We start from the raw sequence: 15,731 nt of genomic DNA, 5'->3' as shown, positions 1-15,731 counted from the left end.
CTTTTCGTTCGTTTTAGGGAAGGACGGTGATACGGCGATTGGCCCGTTGCTGGTGCCCTGCACCGAGCAGCAGCAGAAGAAGCAAGGCGCTGGCGCCCAGCAGTAGCGGCAAGCGATCGTGTTCGCCGGTCGGCTCGGACAACGGCTGCATCACCTGTCCGCGTACCGTCTCGCCAGCTTCAGGCGCGCCGGATGAGGCCGACTCGGTAGGCGATTGCGCCGGTGTCGGTGCCAGACCGAAGCCGGACGCCAGTTGCTGGATGAACTCGCGAGTTACCGGCTCGCCGGCGTCGGCGCCTCGCTCGGTGGTCAAGGCTTGCCAGCGTTCGGCCAGCTCGCGCCGCGTCTGCGCCGGGGCATCCCAGTAGCCTTTGCGGATCGCCTCGACCATGCGCTCGATCAGCTGGGTCTGAGCCGTGGGATTGTGTGTCTCGAACCACTCATTTACGCCAAGCGCTCGCTGGTCCTTCACGAAGGTGTCGTGCAGCGCCTGCCATTGGTCTGCGCGCACCATGCTCCGGTCGGCCGCCTGCCAGCCCCACAGGTTGTTGGCCACGTTCAGGACTTCCAGCGTGCCGGCGTACCCTTCCTGCTGCATGGCGGCGATCCATTGCGGGTTCAGGTAACGACTGCGCAACTCGCTGGCGAGGTAACCTGCCGCCCCTGTGGTGCGCGGTTCCCGCTTGCGCAGATCGGAGATGTAGAGCGACGGGCTCGTGCCATCAAGATGGCGGACAGCCAAGGAAAGCCCCCCGAGGAACTCAAATGGATGATCGGTGGCGAGCACGCCGTTGAGCTCGCTGGAGCGTGCCATGACCGCCGCCTGAACACCTTTCAGCTGTTCGGCGAAGAGATTCTGGCCGTCGACTTTTTCGCCCCAACTGCCGGTGCCGTAGGCGTACTGCAGGCGGGACAGGAACTGCTGCGCCAGCTCCGATTCCTCTTTCCAGCTCGTCGAGTCCAGCGTCAGCTGCGAGACGCCGGTGCCGTAATCACCTGGCTCGTTGCCGAACAGCCGTAGCTGCGAGAGGCGCTCTGCCTCGGCGGCTCCCAAACCCTGATCGCGCAGGCGGGTTGCCAGCGAGCGGCTGTTGCTGGCCAGGACGTTACCTGGTTCGTCCAGGCGGGAGAGCCGTTGAACCACCTCTGCGAGCAGGCGCATGAAGCCGTCAAACTGATCGCGGTAGACACTGGTGACCTGTACCACGACGTCGATGCGCGGCCGGCCGAGCTCTGCTGCCGGGATTATCTCCAGCGCCTGCACGCGCCCACCTGCGTCCCAGACGGGACGTACGCCCAGTGCGTGTAGAACCTGGCTTTCGAGGATGCCCAGATGGCGCATCGCCTCGGACGACCACAGGCTGAAGGCGAGCTTTTCTGGCGACTTGCCTTCATGATCCTGGCGGTAGCTTTCGAGCAGCTGCTCGAATGCCTCGGCGCCTGCCTCGTAAGCTGCCCGAGTCGGCAGCTTGTCCGCCTCGAACGCATAGAGGTTGCGACCACTGGGTACGCCCGGGTTGCGTACCGGATCGCCGCCCGGGCCAGGCGCGACGAAGCCGCCGGCAAGTCCTGCGAGCAACGCTTGGAGCTCACCCGTCTCGGCCAGTTGCGCGTCCAGCTCGAGCGCTCGTTCGAGCTGCTCGCGCAGCCGAGCATCGTCGATCGTCTCGAGGCGTTCGCCGTCGCGCAAGAAGCGCTGCAGGGTGCGGTAGGGGAGACTCGCCTGCAGCCCGGCGAAGTCCTCGGCTATTGGCTCGTCTTCGGCGAGGCCCAGCGCAAGAAGAAAGGGCTGCCCCAATTGCTGCATCACCGTTGCGAGGCGATGTTCGGGCTGCGCGGGCTCTCCGAAGGTATGCAGCCCCAGGGGCACGTTCGCTTGTGCCATCTCGTGCAAATGATCATGCAGCGCTTGCATGAACCTCTGAGGCTCGGCGCGCATGCGGGCATCGTCCCAGCCCAGGTCCGCCAGCATCTTCGCGTCCACGGCCTTCTGGCGGATCTGCTCGGCAGTCGCTTGTTGCACCGCGCCCTTATCGAGCTGCTGGTATTCGTGGATCAGCGAGTGGAGATCGCGCAGCTCGTCGTAGAGCCCGGCGGGCGCAAATGGGGGCGTCTGATGGCTGATGATCACGGCACGACCCCGCCGGCGTGCCTGGATGGCCTCGCCGATGTTGTCCTGGATATAGGGGTAGAACACCGGCAGGTCACCGAGTGCGAGGAAGGGGTAGTCGCCGACGGCGAGCCCCCGATCCTTGCCTGGCAGCCATTCCTGAGTCCCATGGGTGCCGAAGTGGATCAGCGCATCGGCTCCGAACTCCTCTCTCAACGCCTGGTAGGCGGCGAGATAGAGGTGATCGGGCGGCACCTTGCTGTCGTGGTATGCCTCGCCAGGACGACCCGCACGTGGCGGTTGCGGCAGCAGCAATACGCTGCCCAGACGGATTGCGGGTATGACGAAGTGGGGCTGTCCTTCGATCTGCCGCAGCGCCCAGTGTGCGGCAGGATCACCCCAGCGCTCGACCAGGGGTCGCCGGCTTGGCTCCGGCAGCTCCGTGAGCCAGCCCAGGTAGTTGTCCAAGGGCAGCGAGATGGCGAGCTTGTCGGCGAGCAGAGTATCGAGCGTCTCCGGGCGGTAGTAGCCGCCCAGCAGGCGTTGTGCGGTTTCGATCAGCTCGGTCTCGCCGCGTTCGGGCACGGCATAACCCGCTTCCCGCAGCGCAGACGTCAGCTTCGCGAGGCTGCGCGGTACATTGAGGTTGGAGGCGGCAACGTTCTTTTCCCCATCGGGATGGTTCCAGAACATCAGCGCCAGACGCTTTTCGGGAGCGGGAAGATGACGCAGTCGGGCCAGACGATCGACCTTGTCTAGCAGGGTGTCTAGCTGCTCGGGAAGCGGTGCAGGCTCGCCATTCTCGATGGCGGCGATTACCAGCGGATCGGTCATTCCCCAGCTTTCCGGGACGGTCAGCATGGTCGCTGCGGTCCTCGGCGTGATCCCGCTGGCCGAGACACGCCAGTGCGCTCGGTCACCTTCGCGCCAGGTGAGGGCTGTCAGCACCGGGATGCCCAGCGCCAGAAACTCCGCCTGCCGTGCCGGCCCATTCTGCATGTGCTGCAGGTTGACGAGCACATCGCTGCGGGCGGGGCCCAGTGCATTCGTCAATGCCTCTGGGTCTCTGTCGTCCATCCAGAAGGCCATGGGCGCCTGGCCACGTGCCTCGCTGCGTGCAACCAGTGCGTCGATCAGCCGGAGCTGGTCGTCGACCAGCGCACCGCGATGAATAGCGAAGGCCACACGCGGCGCGCTCGGTGCCCAGCGGTCGGCACCCCAGGCCAGATAATCCTCCACTCGCTCGAAGGGGTTCGGTGCTGCAGGGTGGTAGTAGCCGGTTTCGGCCAACTCGGTTGGAGGCGCGATCGAGTCGGTAGGCTTGCCGTCATGCCAGGCGCGCAGATAAGCGAAGAGGTGCCTGAGATTCTGCTGGCCGCCATTGGCGTAATAGCCGATCAGCCGCCTGGCCACCGGCTCGGGCAGGTTGCCGAACGCGGGCGGACCACCGCCTACGCGAATCCAGGGTGCGCGCCTGTCGGACGGTGTCTCGCCTAGGGCACGCTGCACCGCGGAAAGGTCGGCTGGCCGAGGCGTGTCGAGGATGAGCAGGTCGGGGGGATCGGCCTCCAAGTCCGGCATGCTCAGGGCGGCACGGCTCAGCACGACATGGGAATCCGCTGCCAGCTCCTTGAGCTTGTCGATCTTGCCCTGCAATACGAAGTCGGTCGCGACGACCCGTACAGTGAGGGGCTCGCGCGGCAACTGGGCGAAGGCAGGCAGGCTCGCGCCCGCCATCAGGATGGTGAGCCCGATGTGGATCAATCCGCGCATTTCAGAAGCTCAAGCTCACACCGACGTGATAGGTCCGCCCGGGCTCGGTAAAGGCGTAGTTGTCCGCAGCGTCGCTGAAATCTCTGTCCGTCAGGTTCTCGACCCCACCACGGATACTCAGGGTGTCGCTGATGCGCTGGCTGATTTCCAGGTGCCAGAGGCTGTAGGCGGGAACTGCATGGGCCGTGTTGCTGGAGTAGGACAGTTGGCTGCCGACATACTCGCCGCGCAGTTGTCCGGTGAAGTCTGCGGTGGGCGTCCATTGCAGCCGGGTGTTGGCCAGGTGACGGGCACGGTCGCCCAGCCGGCGATCGACGCTGCGATCGATGGCGTCGAGGTAGGTGTAGTTCAGCTCCCAGCGGAGATCGGCCGGCAGATCCAGACCGCCACCAAACTCCAGGCCGCGGATTCGCGCCTTGTCGACGTTGTCGTAGTTGCGGACCTCACGGCCGCGGAGTCCGCAGCTGGCGACGCACACGGTCTGGATGAGCCCGCGAACATTGTTCTGGAACACGCCGCCATTGAGCGTCCAGCCACTGCCCTGGTAGTCCGCGCTGAGCTCGTAGGTGGTGTTGATCTCGGGTTCCAGATCGGGGTTGCCGTAGATGGTGAACATCCCGCCGCCGCCAATGGCCGAGTAGCCAGGGGAGAGCTGCTTGAGCGACGGCGCCTTGAAGCCGCGCCCACCGCCACCCTTGAGCGTCAGCGCATCGCTGACGTGATGCACGAGGTAGGCGCGCGGGCTGTTGTGCCAACCGTATTCCTCGTGCCGATCGAAGCGATTTCCAACGACGAGCGACCAGGACGGGGCGAACTCGATTTCGTCCTGCAGGAACAGGGCGCGATGAATGATCCGCGCATCACCGCTGGCAAAACCTCGGTCCTCAAGCTGCTCCTTGCGCCATTCGCCGCCGAGGGTGAACAGGTGGGTGTCGGCCTGGAGGGACGCGCTGCCATCGATCACGTCGTCGGTGAGCTCCTGGCGCGGCGAAGTTGGGATGACCCCGTTGGTGTAGCGATTGTTGCGCTCCAGTGAGTTGCGATAGGCGCGCACGGAGCTTTTGCCCCAGGCCCATTCTCCACTGTGCGCAAGCGACAACCGCTCGCGCTCGATGCGATCACGGGATTCATAGTCGACCGGTGCGCGGCCTGCACTGCGGGTATTGCGCCAACGATCTTCCTCGCCGCTTGCAAAACCTAGGTCGATGCGTTGCGCCGCGTCCGGTGTCCAGCTGAGCGTTGCGCTTGCGCTTTGGGCGTCTCGACCTTCGATCTCGGACAGCCGCGTATCCCGGTGCAGGGGTGTTTCCTGACGGCGCCGCGTCTCTCCTGTCAGCGACAGGCCAATCACGCCAGGCACCAGCGGACCGCCGGTATAAACACCTAACTGATGGGTCTGACCTCCTCGGCCATCTTCCCTCACTCCGCCGTTGAGCTGCGCCGCTCCCTGCCAGGCCTCAGTGCTGCGGCGGGTGATGACGTTTACCACGCCGCCGAGGGCTTCGGAGCCGTACAGCGAGGACATCGGGCCGCGCACGACCTCGATGCGCTCGATGGCTTCGACCGGCACCCAGCCCAGATCGAAATCCGCGTGCGCCACGGCGCCGCCTGCGTTGCCGATGCGCTGTCCATCGATCAGTACCAGGGTGTGCTCGCTTCCCATTCCACGGATGCTCACGCCCCGGCGCGTCATGCCAACGCCGGTGAACTGCAGCCCGGCAGTACCGCGCAGCGCATCCTCGAGATCCTGAACCGGTCGCAGTGCGAGCTCCTCCCGACTGATCACCGACACGCTGGCAGGCGCATCGCCAAGCTGCCGGAGGGTCGACGTGGCGGTCACGACGGTTGGTTCCAGATGCAGCGCCTGGTCGGCGAAGGCCGACAGTGGAAAGAGGGCGAAGGCGGGGATCAGGCGAGCGCGGTGGCAGGCATTGCTCAGGCGGTTACGGCGGGACATCGGGTCGTCTTCCTTGAAGGATCGGGCGGACGGGCACAGCGGTGCCGTCCGCTCAAGAGAGCGGGTCGGATCGCTGTGACACGGGAGATTTATTTCTTCGTGGCGAAACCGGCGAAGCGCTTGTTGAAGCCGGCAATGCGCCCTTCGGTGGTGGTCTTGCGCTGCTTGCCTGTGTAGATGGGATGCGAAGCACTCGAGACATCGAGGGCGATGTACGGGTAGGTATTGCCGTCGGTGTGCTGGTGGGTGCGCGTTGTCTCGGCCGTCGAGCCGATCAGGAAATAAACGTCTGCTGCCGTGTCATGGAACAGCACAGGCCGATAGTCGGGGTGGATGCCTGGTTTCATGTCAGAGTCTCCAAGAAGGAATGCGCTGATGATGTTATATCATAACAATCGGTGCAAGCCTCCGGAGCCGGATATGACTTCAGACGTCGAACTTCTGCAGGATGCTTGAAGAATCCTTGAGCCATTCGCTGCGCCGTCCTTGTCGCGTGTGCCTTCGGTCTACACGGCAGGCAGACCGAAGGTCGAATGACTAACCTGCGAAGCCAGGGCTGCGAGCCAGCCTAGCTGGTCGGTGGGCAATTCCCGTTTGCGCTCGGAGGCGCTGGGCTCTACAAACTAACGTGCTGCCCAGTAACAGTCCGGCAGTGCCACACGACGAGGATTCGATGACCACCGCCAATCAGCAATTTGCCAGCGACAACTATTCCGGCGTATGCCCAGAAGCCTGGGAGGCCATGGCCAGAGCGAATCAGGGGCATGACAGGGCGTACGGCGACGATCAATGGACAGCGCGCGCGGCCGATCACTTTCGGGCGCTGTTCGATACCGACTGCGAGGTGTTTTTCGCTTTCAATGGCACGGCTGCGAATTCCCTGGCGCTGTCGTCGCTCTGCCAGAGTTACCACAGCGTGATCTGCGCCGACATTGCCCACGTCGAGACCGACGAATGCGGCGCCCCCGAGTTCTTCTCCAATGGCTCCAAGCTGCTGCTCGGCCGGTCCGAGCAGGGCAAGCTGACGCCCGCGGCCATTCGTGAAATCGCCCTGAAGCGCAAGGACATCCACTACCCCAAGCCGCGCGTGGTGAGCCTGACCCAGGCCACCGAAGTCGGCACCGTGTACCAGCCCGAGGAATTGCGCGCGGTCAGCGATACCTGCAAGGAGCTTGGCCTGCATCTGCACATGGATGGTGCCCGCTTTGCCAATGCCTGCGCTCATCTCGGCCTTGCTCCTGCCGAGCTGAGCTGGAAAACCGGGGTCGACGTGCTCTGTTTCGGTGGTACCAAGAACGGCATGGCGGTGGGCGAGGCCATCCTGTTCTTCAATCGGGATCTGGCCATCGATTTCGAGTACCGCTGCAAGCAGGCCGGCCAACTCGCCTCCAAAATGCGATTCCTTTCTGCGCCGTGGGTTGGCCTGCTGGAAAACGGGGCTTGGCTCAAGTACGCCGACCACGCCAACCGCTGCGCTCGGCTGCTGGCCGAGCTCATAGGCGAATTGCCGGGGGTTGAGCTGATGTTTCCGGTACAGGCCAATGGTGTCTTCGTCAGCCTTCCGCCAGCGGCGCTGGAAGCGCTGAAACACCGCGGCTGGCTGTTCTACACCTTCATCGGCGTCGGCGGCGCACGCTTCATGTGCTCCTGGGACACCAGCGAAGCGCGGGTGAGGCAGCTGGCCGATGACATTCGTGCGGTCGTGATCGGATCGGTGTAGGTGCACCGTTGCGTTGCGTAGCTGACGTCATGCCCGATGACGAGCGGTTGCAGCTGGCGCTTCAGGTCTGGAAGTACACCACCATTCGAAGATGCCGATGCTCATCCACGATGAGCGTTTCGTGACGATAGCGATATAGCGTGCCGCTCGAGTCGAGAAGATGGCTGATGCCGCGTTGCGCGACGACCCGGTGGGGGGCTTCCCATTCCTGTCGAAAGCCGGGGGACAGCAATCGGAGCGTCTCGATCAGGTCTAGCATCAACGGGTCGTCAGGGGCGACGGCAACGTCATACCTGAGTTGAGCCAGGAGCCCAGCGGCGTCGTCACCCCAGGCCGGCATCCGACGACGCATGCTGGAATCGGCAAAGACGAGTTCCAGCACGTTGCGCTCCTCTGGCAGCTTTGAACTGAAGCGAAACAGATCATCCGCCGCCGTGTTCCACGCGATCGCATCCCAGCGCAGATTCTGAACGTAGGCGGGTCTGGGCAACTCGTCGAGCAGCTGCTGGATTCCCGCCGACACCGAGGTAGGTTGCCGCGCCTCGGGCGATGGAGGGCGGCGATGTGCGAGCAGGAACAGATGGCTGCATTCGGCATCGTCCAACTTGAGCGCGTAGGCGATGTTCAGCAGGAATTTCTCCGAGACATGAATATCGCGCCCCTGTTCGAACCAGGTGTACCAGGACAGTCCGACGCCGGCGAGCGCGGCCACTTCCTCCCGCCGCAGGCCAGGAGTACGGCGTCGTTCGGTGGACGGCAGCCCGACATCCGCTGGCGTCAGCTTCCGTCGATGGTGCAGGAGGAAGTCGGAAAGATCTTTGCGAGTACGCTTGAGGCTACGGTCAGCCATGGCTGTTGGTCCTGACAATAGGATAACTAGCAAAATTGTAATAGGTTAATGGTGCCCCGATGATGACGCCTCCGCAATCGACCATGCGTGAGGACACGATGACCCTTTCATTGAAATCCAAGTCGTCTGGAGTGCCCGTCATTTCCTGCGTAGCCGAGCGTAACAAGCGAGCTGGGCCGCGTGCCTGGGCCGGGCTGGCACTGCTATCGCTACCCACGGTCATGCTGGGTCTGGACTTGACGCTGTTGCATCTGACATTACCGGCGCTGGCGCTCGACCTCAGCCCGACCAGCACTCAAGCGCTCTGGATCATGGATGCATACGGTTTCTTTATCGCAGGCTTCTTGATCACCATGGGTACGCTGGGCGATCGGATCGGGCGACGCAAGCTGTTGATGATAGGTTCGGTCGCCTTCGCCATGGCGTCCGTGGTCGCCGCTTTTTCGACCAGTGCCAACATGCTGATAGCGGCGCGGGCGGCCCTTGGTGTGGCAGGGGCAACGCTGATGCCTTCGACGCTCGCGCTGATCAGCAATCTGTTCGTCGATCCGCGTCAACGGGCGCTCGGCATCGGCATCTGGGCAACGATGTGGGGAGTCGGTTCCGCATTGGGACCGGTGGTCGGTGGCCTCATGCTCGAGTGGTTCTGGTGGGGTGCGGCGTTTCTACTGGTGGTACCCGTTGTAGCTCTGCTGGTGCTGCTGGGACCGTTCGTCCTGCCAGAATACCGATCGCCCAGGGCCGAACGCCTGGATCTGTTGAGCGTCCTGCTTTCCCTGGCCGCGGCGTTGCCATTCGTTTATGGCCTCAAACAGGTGGCCAAGGAAGGTCTGGTGTCCAGCGCCGTTATGGCGACGATCGTCGGGGTGCTGTTTGCCTGGCTGTTTGTAAGGCGTCAGCGCCGTCTGACCGACCCATTGCTTGATCTCTCTCTTTTTTCCGACCGCGCCTTCTCCGTGGCGCTTGCCGTGCTGCTTTTCGCTCTGGTCGCGGTTGGCGGCACCATGTTGCTCGTCGCGCAGTACCTGCAACTGGTAGCTGGATACTCACCTTCGGATGCCGGTCTGTGGATGGGGTTGGCCGCGTTGGCGATGATCATCGGTGGTATTGGTGCTCCGCTCGTTGCCCGAGCGATCCGTCCCGGCTTTGTCGTTGCGGGGGCACTGGCATTGTCGGCGGCGGGTTATCTCCTGCTCAGCCAAGTGACGGATGCAACTTCGGGCGTGCTCATGGCTGTCGCCTCGCTTGCCTTGGCCTACCTGGGCAACGGCACCATCGCGGCGCTGGGCACAGATCTGGTGGTTGGGGCAGCACCTGCAGAGAAGGCCGGGTCGGCCTCGGCCATGACCGAGATGGTGCAAGACCTCGGGATATCGTTCGGCATCGCGTTGCTCGGCAGCATCGCCGGGGCGGTCTATCAACGAACCATTACGCCCTTGCTCTCCGGCGAGCTGACCGCCGCCACGCGCGAGGCAGTGGCGGACAGCCTCTGGGCCGCGTCGTCAGTCGCCGCACAGTTGTCGCCGGAGCAGGTTGCTCATGCACAAGCCGCATTCGTGAGCGGTGTTCGAGGCGCAGCCTTGTTCAGCGCTGTGAGCGTTGCCGCGCTGGCGGTTGTTTCAGCGGTTGCGCTGCGCCATCTGCGTTCCAGTGGGGTAGGGACGGGCGCTAGCGATACGGTTATCGACGGGCTACAGGATGGGGTAGATGCATGAATCGCAAGATTGATCTCGTTGAGATGCAGCCCGGCTGACCGAAGAGGAAGGCAACATGCCTCGCCGAATCGCTCTCCGTTGGGATGGCTCACTGGATTTCCAGCAGAAACCTCTCGAGCACCTTGCGGCTCTGCATGAGTTTTTCGCTTTTCTGGTCGACCAGGGCGATCTGTTCGATCAGCGTGGAGCGGAGCTCATCGCACGGCTCCAGCAGATGAGCTTCGCCCCGGATGCACGGCAGAAACTGTTTGATCGTGGCGAGCGTCATGCCTGCGGAGCCCAGCAGCTTGATCCGCTCGACAGTCTGCTCTTCACGCGGCCCGTACTCCCTGAAGCCGCTTGGGCTGCGTTGCGGCTTGAGGAGGCCTTCCCCTTCGTAGTAGCGCAGCATGCGGATGCTCACTTCGCATCGCCTGGATAGTTCACCGATCTTCATTGCTGGGCTTGACTCTAACAGTGCTGTCAGATTTTACACTCGATGCTCCCAATCGACAGACGAGGAGCATTTCCCATGGGATCACGCCCGCAAATCTACCCGATATTGCTCAACGAAGTAGCCGCAACGGCGGATGACCTGACGCCTCTCGCGTTCGCCGGCTTCGCGCACTTCACGGCCTTGCAGGTACGGGGGCGTCGAGTCAAAGGTCTCGATCTGCATTTGGCGCGCCTGCGAAACGCTTCGATCCAACTCTTTGATCGCGCAGTATCGGACGAAACCGTGCGGCGCAGCATCCGGCAGGCGATTGAGCTCGGCCCTCAGGATCAGTCGCTCACCGTCACGGCGTTTTCACCGGAGGGCGAATTCACCGCTGCAAGCGGTAGCGGCGAGCCGAGCCTGCTCGTTCGTACTGGTCCTCCATCGGATGGTCCCGAAGGGCCCCTTCGACTGGCCGTCGTCGAGCATGAGCGACACCTGCCAGCCATCAAACATGTGGGTGAGGGCGCGAAAACGCATTATCTGCGCAAAGCTGTGGCGCAGGGCTTCGACGACGCGGCCTTCATCGACCGGCATGGTCGCCTGGGGGAGGCGACTATCTGGAATCTCGCCTTCTGGGACGGACGTTCCGTTGTCTGGCCGCGTGCGCAGATTCTGGCGGGAACGATGATGGGTATCGTGCAGCGTCAGCTGGGCAGCCTTGGGATCGCGCAGCGGCATGAGGATGTCTTTCTCGACGGCTTGGATAAATTCGCGGGCGCCGCCGTGATGAATTCCTGGACGCCGGGTGTGGCGGTCTCCGCCATCGGTTCTGTCAGCGTCCCTGAGGCACCGGGATTCCTAGACGCGTTGCGTGCCGCTTTCAATGCTGAACCCGACGTGGCGCTGACTACCTAGCCGTGGACTGGCTCGATGAGTGCCGGGCGGGATGCCGGGCGCCGGAGGAGCAGCCGAACTGTTCAAAGTCCTGAAGTCGGTCAACGGGGCGTTGTGTTTGTTATGGTTCGGGCGATCGTCTTGCCTTAAGCTATTTGAGAATTATTATCTTTAGCTGCCGGTGTTTCAGGTGACAGGGAGTGGTATGGGAGCATCGCTCGTTGAAGTGCTGGTCATCGAGGATGATCAGGTGCTGGGCGCGCAGCTAGGCGAGCTGCTTCGGTTGCAGGGATACAGGGTGCGTTCGAGCCCGCTCGGAGAGTGTGGTCTGGCAATGGCGCTCACCAAGGCGCCTGATCTCATTCTGCTGGATGTGATGCTGCCGGATGTGAATGGTTTTTCGGTACTACGGCGTCTGCGCGAGCAGCAACAGACGCCGGTTATCATGCTGACCGCGTGCGGCGCCGAAGAAGAGCGTATTCGTGGCCTGCGCCATGGCGCCGACGACTACCTCGCCAAGCCGTTCAACTTCACGGAACTGCAACTGCGGATCGATGCCATATTGCGGCGCACCCGTACCGCTGATAGCCGCGCGATTCAACCGACCTCGTTAACTGTTGACGCCCTGGTGCTGGACAGGCAAACACTGCGTGCCCGCGTTGCAGAGCAGGATCTTGCGTTGACCCCCTTGCAGTTCCGGCTGCTGTGGCAACTGATCGTGCAGCGTGGCGAGGTGCTGACCAAGCCCTACTTGTACCGCGTCGTTTTCGAGCGCGAGCATAGCGGCTACGACCGCAGCCTGGACATGCACATCAGCCGCATCCGGCGTCGGTTGAGTGAGGCCGGGCTGGCCGCGGACCGTCTGCAGACGATTCACGGACGCGGTTACAGCTTCCAATGAACCGTCGCCTGTTCTGGAAACTCTGCCTTGGCGTAGCGCTTGGAAGCGTGGCGCTTTTCTGGGTCATCGCTCGCCTGAGCGGCCAGGCGCAGGAGCAGATGAGCTTCATCGACGCCGAGCATCAACGCACTCTGCGTGCGTATGGCGTACAAGCTGAAGCGCTGTACAGGGCCGGCAACGAGCAAGAGCTGGCGCGCTGGCTACAGCAGCTTCAGGAGCGAGAGCAGACCTGGGCGGCGATAGTCGACCCACAGCTGTCGGCGATTGCCGGCAGCGAGCTGTCCGAGCGGTTCAGACGGGAGTTCTCTCTGGGGCGCGACCCGTCCTGGAAGATTCATCTGTACTTCCAGGACAACCCGATCATGGATGTGCCCTTCAGCGACGGGCATCTTCGCTTTCTGATTCAGCTGCCACAACGCATGCGTCCCGGGCACTACTGGTATCCGGCTCGCTTGCTGCTCGAACTGGTACTGCCGCTTGTACTTCTGGTCTGTGGCTGCCTGCTGCTCTACCGCCATCTAATGCAGCCGCTACGACGGCTTGAGCAGGCAACTCGGCAGTTCAGCGAGGGCGATTACTCGGCTCGGGCAGGGGTATTGCTGGGGGCGAGACGAGACGAGCTCGCCGGTGTGGCGTCAACCTTCGATTCCATGGCCGAGCGCATTGGCGGCCTGATCATTGACCAGCGGCGGCGTTTGGCCGAAATGTCCCATGAGCTTCGTACTCCGCTGGCTCGCATCGAGATGGCCGTCAGCCTGGCTGAACAGGGAGGCGACGCATCCACCTTGCTGTGTCGTATTCGCCAGGATTGCTCGGCGATGCGCCGCCTGGTCGAGGATGCCCTCACATTGAGCTGGCTCGAGACCGAGCGACCGACACTGCGTGCCGAGACGCTGGATCTGACGGATCTGCTCGACAGCATTCTCGACGATGCACATTTCGAGTACCCGGATCGCCAGATTGAAACCCAGCTGCCTGCCGAGGCGGAGCTGGTGGGCAGTTGCCACCGCGCGCTCGGCCAAGCCGTCGAGAATATCGTCCGTAATGCGCTCGACCATACGCCGCCGGGCAAGACGGTATGGGTTTGCCTTCATGCCGCTCCCCAGGCGTATCGACTGGAGATCATCGACCAGGGACCGGGCGTGCCGCCGCAGTGGCTAGAACGGATCTTTCAGCCGTTCGAGCGTGTAAGCGGCGACCGTCCGGGCTTCGGCCTGGGTTTGGCTTTGGCCCAGCGGCAGATTCGGGCAATCGGAGGGCGCCTGGCTGCGAGCAACCACGTCGACGGCGGCCTATGCATGACCATATGGTTGCCGCGGGGCGGCGCAGCAACGTAACAGTTGTAAAAGTGATACGTGGCCGATAGGGCACGGGGTCACAATCATTAATACGAAGCGTTCGTATTAATGATCAGGGGTTCGTCATGCAGCACTGTGCTTTCCGGCTATCACTTCTCGGTTCGCTGTCCTTTTCCGCGCTGTTATTCACCATCACCTGCCAGGCACAGACCAAGGAGCCGCTGGAGCTGAGCAGCAGCGAGGTGACGGCGCGCCACGAGCAAGGAGACAGCGTCGACGCCGAACAGCTACAGCATTATCAGGCAGCCGACTTGCAGGATGTATTCGAGTCCAGCACGGAGGTTTCGGTTGGTGGCGGCGCCGGTGTGGCACAAAAGCTCTATCTTCGCGGGCTTGAAGACACACTTCTGAATGTGACGATCGATGGCGCCAACCAGCCGGGCCAGACCTTCCACCATACCGGCCGTATCGGTATCGAGCCGGAGCTTCTCAAGCGTGCCGAGGTCCAGCCGGGGACCGGCGACGCAACGGCTGGGCCGGGTGCGCTGGGAGGCGCGATTCGTTTCGTCACCAAAGACCCGGACGATCTGCTGCGCGCCGGCGAGCGCGTCGGGGCGCTGGTCAAGGGCAGCTATTTCAGCAATGCCGAGGGCTTCAAGAGCAGCAACAGCCTGTACGGACGGCTCGATGATGTCTGGTCAGCCATGGCCGTGGTGACGTACCAGGACCAGAACGACTACCAGGATGGCAATGGCCGGAGCGTCCTCGGTACAGGTGCTCGGCAACAACTGGGGTTCGCCAAGGTGGTCGGTCAGCTGACCGATGAACAGACGCTGAGAGTGGCGTATGAGCGGCGAACCGATGAGGGCGAACGCAGCCAGCGTCCGCAATGGATTCCAAGTGGCTTCAATCCGTTGTACCCCCTGGAGACCGAGCGAGAAACCCTGACCTTGAACTACGGCTGGAACCCGATGGACAACGATCTGCTCGATGTCGGGGTGACGGCGTACCACACCTCCACCGAGCTGCAGCAGGACGGCCGCTATGGCCTCTATATCGGCGATACGAGAAGCGCCGGCCTTGATGTGCGTAACACCAGCGAACTGGGTGCTCATCGGCTGACCTATGGCATCGACTATCGCGACGACCAGACCCGTCTCGGGCCGGACGGCGACCGCAACCTGGATGAAGAGAATGGCGACGTTCTGGGATTCTATGTGCAGGACAGCTATCAGGTGACTCGGAAGCTGCTGTTGGGCATGGGGCTACGCTACGATCGTTACCGCCTCGATGACCGGGACGGTCAAAGGTTTTCGGATTCCGGGGCCAGCCCCAATGCGAGCCTTCGTTATAACCTGACTCCGGAACTGGCGCTCCTAGCCAGCCATGCGCGAGCGCTACGCGGTGTTCAGGTGCGTGACGCATTCAAGCTCGATGCAGCTGGAAACGACGCGGACCTGCAAGCCGAAAAGGCGCGTACCAATGAAGTGGGGTTCGAGTATCGTCAGGGCGGCCTGGAGTTGTCGGGTAAGGTTTACGACACCCGCATTCGGGACGTCATCTACGATCCGAGCGGGCGCCCGAATCTGTATGTCAACGGCGGGACTTTGAAAAGTCAGGGTGTGCTGTTGCAGAGCGCCTACCATTGGCAACAGCTCAGCGTTGGGCTGAGCTATCACCACAACGATGTCGAGCTCGACGGCAACGAGCTCAATGTGTACGAGCACAACGGATTGGGTACGACGCTCGGTGATACCTGGATCGGTTTCGCTGATTACCGCGCGACAGATCGATTGAGCTACGGCTGGCAGGGGCGTTTCGTCACGGCTGTCAATTCGCTGCGCACCGGAGTCGGCACGCTCGATAAGCCTGGTTACGGCGTACATGACCTTTACGCTCAATGGTCCGTGCTGGGCGATGACCGCCTGGTACTGAACATGACGCTGAAGAACCTGTTCGACAAACAGTATCTGGATCACGCCAGTAACGAAGATTTCGAGAGCATCCCTGGCTATGAAGGTGTCCGTGGCAGCTACGAGCCAGGACGCGAGTTGCGTCTGGGTGTAACGCTGCGTCTCTGACTGAAATGGCGCGC

Annotated in this window: 11 protein-coding genes; 6 read left to right on the top strand and 5 right to left on the bottom strand. The window is 62.7% G+C overall.

Annotated elements, in window-relative coordinates; translation table 11 throughout:
* Window positions 1-13 precede the first annotated feature (13 nt).
* From cobN to ACVRRC_RS17255, 3 genes are all read right to left on the bottom strand, one after another.
* A complete protein-coding gene (gene cobN / locus ACVRRC_RS17265) occupies window positions 14-3,883 on the bottom strand; it encodes a cobaltochelatase subunit CobN (RefSeq protein ID WP_472997285.1) in 3,870 nt (1,289 codons plus the stop codon).
* Window position 3,884: 1 nt separating this feature from the next.
* The gene (locus ACVRRC_RS17260) at window positions 3,885-5,840 is read right to left on the bottom strand and encodes a TonB-dependent receptor domain-containing protein (protein WP_472997283.1); all 1,956 of its coding nucleotides are present in this window, start codon (window positions 5,838-5,840) and stop codon (window positions 3,885-3,887) included.
* 89 nt (window positions 5,841-5,929) lie between these two features.
* Complete coding sequence (locus tag ACVRRC_RS17255; protein WP_011912949.1) at window positions 5,930-6,187, bottom strand: type B 50S ribosomal protein L31; 258 nt, start codon at window positions 6,185-6,187, stop codon at window positions 5,930-5,932.
* Between the two features lie 326 nt (window positions 6,188-6,513).
* On the opposite strand from ACVRRC_RS17255, the gene ACVRRC_RS17250 reads away from it, so the two are divergent.
* The gene (locus ACVRRC_RS17250) at window positions 6,514-7,560 is read left to right on the top strand and encodes a threonine aldolase family protein (protein WP_014596466.1); all 1,047 of its coding nucleotides are present in this window, start codon (window positions 6,514-6,516) and stop codon (window positions 7,558-7,560) included.
* A gap of 61 nt (window positions 7,561-7,621) precedes the next feature.
* Here ACVRRC_RS17250 and ACVRRC_RS17245 read toward each other — a convergent pair whose 3' ends face one another.
* On the bottom strand, window positions 7,622-8,410 hold the full coding sequence (locus ACVRRC_RS17245; RefSeq protein ID WP_014596467.1) for a helix-turn-helix transcriptional regulator: 789 nt from the start codon (window positions 8,408-8,410) through the stop codon (window positions 7,622-7,624).
* A gap of 59 nt (window positions 8,411-8,469) precedes the next feature.
* Between ACVRRC_RS17245 and ACVRRC_RS17240 the strand changes: the two genes are divergently transcribed.
* Window positions 8,470-10,125, top strand: a complete 1,656-nt coding sequence (locus ACVRRC_RS17240; protein WP_472997282.1) for an MFS transporter — start codon at window positions 8,470-8,472, stop codon at window positions 10,123-10,125.
* Between the two features lie 88 nt (window positions 10,126-10,213).
* Here the strand turns inward: ACVRRC_RS17240 and ACVRRC_RS17235 are convergent, their stop codons facing one another.
* Complete coding sequence (locus tag ACVRRC_RS17235; protein WP_061373482.1) at window positions 10,214-10,561, bottom strand: MerR family transcriptional regulator; 348 nt, start codon at window positions 10,559-10,561, stop codon at window positions 10,214-10,216.
* A gap of 75 nt (window positions 10,562-10,636) precedes the next feature.
* On the opposite strand from ACVRRC_RS17235, the gene ACVRRC_RS17230 reads away from it, so the two are divergent.
* The 4 genes from ACVRRC_RS17230 to ACVRRC_RS17215 all read left to right on the top strand — a co-directional run bounded on the left by ACVRRC_RS17230 (window position 10,637) and on the right by ACVRRC_RS17215 (window position 15,717).
* Complete coding sequence (locus ACVRRC_RS17230; protein ID WP_045632184.1) at window positions 10,637-11,458, top strand: aminotransferase class IV family protein; 822 nt, start codon at window positions 10,637-10,639, stop codon at window positions 11,456-11,458.
* A 184-nt stretch (window positions 11,459-11,642) separates the two neighbouring features.
* Window positions 11,643-12,338 (top strand): response regulator transcription factor, encoded by a 696-nt coding sequence (locus tag ACVRRC_RS17225; protein WP_170800008.1) that lies wholly within the window; start codon window positions 11,643-11,645, stop codon window positions 12,336-12,338.
* Between the two features lie 98 nt (window positions 12,339-12,436).
* Window positions 12,437-13,675: a sensor histidine kinase gene (locus ACVRRC_RS17220; RefSeq protein ID WP_256045223.1), complete on the top strand. Its 1,239-nt coding sequence runs from the start codon at window positions 12,437-12,439 to the stop codon at window positions 13,673-13,675.
* Between the two features lie 86 nt (window positions 13,676-13,761).
* Window positions 13,762-15,717 carry a TonB-dependent receptor domain-containing protein gene (locus tag ACVRRC_RS17215; protein WP_472997281.1) on the top strand — a complete coding sequence of 652 codons (1,956 nt, stop codon included), beginning with the start codon at window positions 13,762-13,764 and terminating at the stop codon, window positions 15,715-15,717.
* Window positions 15,718-15,731 lie beyond the last annotated feature (14 nt).

It is taken from the genome of Stutzerimonas sp. LR2, from assembly GCF_055755175.1.
The sequence above is the reverse complement of the archived record's forward strand: the minus strand, read 5'-3'. Positions and strand labels throughout refer to the sequence as shown.

Bases quoted from the DNA above. Each gene is read 5' to 3' on its own strand.
- cobN (WP_472997285.1), bottom strand. From the start codon at position 3,883: ATGCGCGGATTGATCCACATCGGGCTCACCATCCTGATGGCGGGCGCG.
- ACVRRC_RS17260 (WP_472997283.1), bottom strand. From the start codon at position 5,840: ATGTCCCGCCGTAACCGCCTGAGCAATGCCTGCCACCGCGCTCGCCTG.
- ACVRRC_RS17255 (WP_011912949.1), bottom strand. From the start codon at position 6,187: ATGAAACCAGGCATCCACCCCGACTATCGGCCTGTGCTGTTCCATGAC.
- ACVRRC_RS17250 (WP_014596466.1), top strand. From the start codon at position 6,514: ATGACCACCGCCAATCAGCAATTTGCCAGCGACAACTATTCCGGCGTA.
- ACVRRC_RS17245 (WP_014596467.1), bottom strand. From the start codon at position 8,410: ATGGCTGACCGTAGCCTCAAGCGTACTCGCAAAGATCTTTCCGACTTC.
- ACVRRC_RS17240 (WP_472997282.1), top strand. From the start codon at position 8,470: ATGATGACGCCTCCGCAATCGACCATGCGTGAGGACACGATGACCCTT.
- ACVRRC_RS17235 (WP_061373482.1), bottom strand. From the start codon at position 10,561: ATGAAGATCGGTGAACTATCCAGGCGATGCGAAGTGAGCATCCGCATG.
- ACVRRC_RS17230 (WP_045632184.1), top strand. From the start codon at position 10,637: ATGGGATCACGCCCGCAAATCTACCCGATATTGCTCAACGAAGTAGCC.
- ACVRRC_RS17225 (WP_170800008.1), top strand. From the start codon at position 11,643: ATGGGAGCATCGCTCGTTGAAGTGCTGGTCATCGAGGATGATCAGGTG.
- ACVRRC_RS17220 (WP_256045223.1), top strand. From the start codon at position 12,437: ATGAGCTTCATCGACGCCGAGCATCAACGCACTCTGCGTGCGTATGGC.
- ACVRRC_RS17215 (WP_472997281.1), top strand. From the start codon at position 13,762: ATGCAGCACTGTGCTTTCCGGCTATCACTTCTCGGTTCGCTGTCCTTT.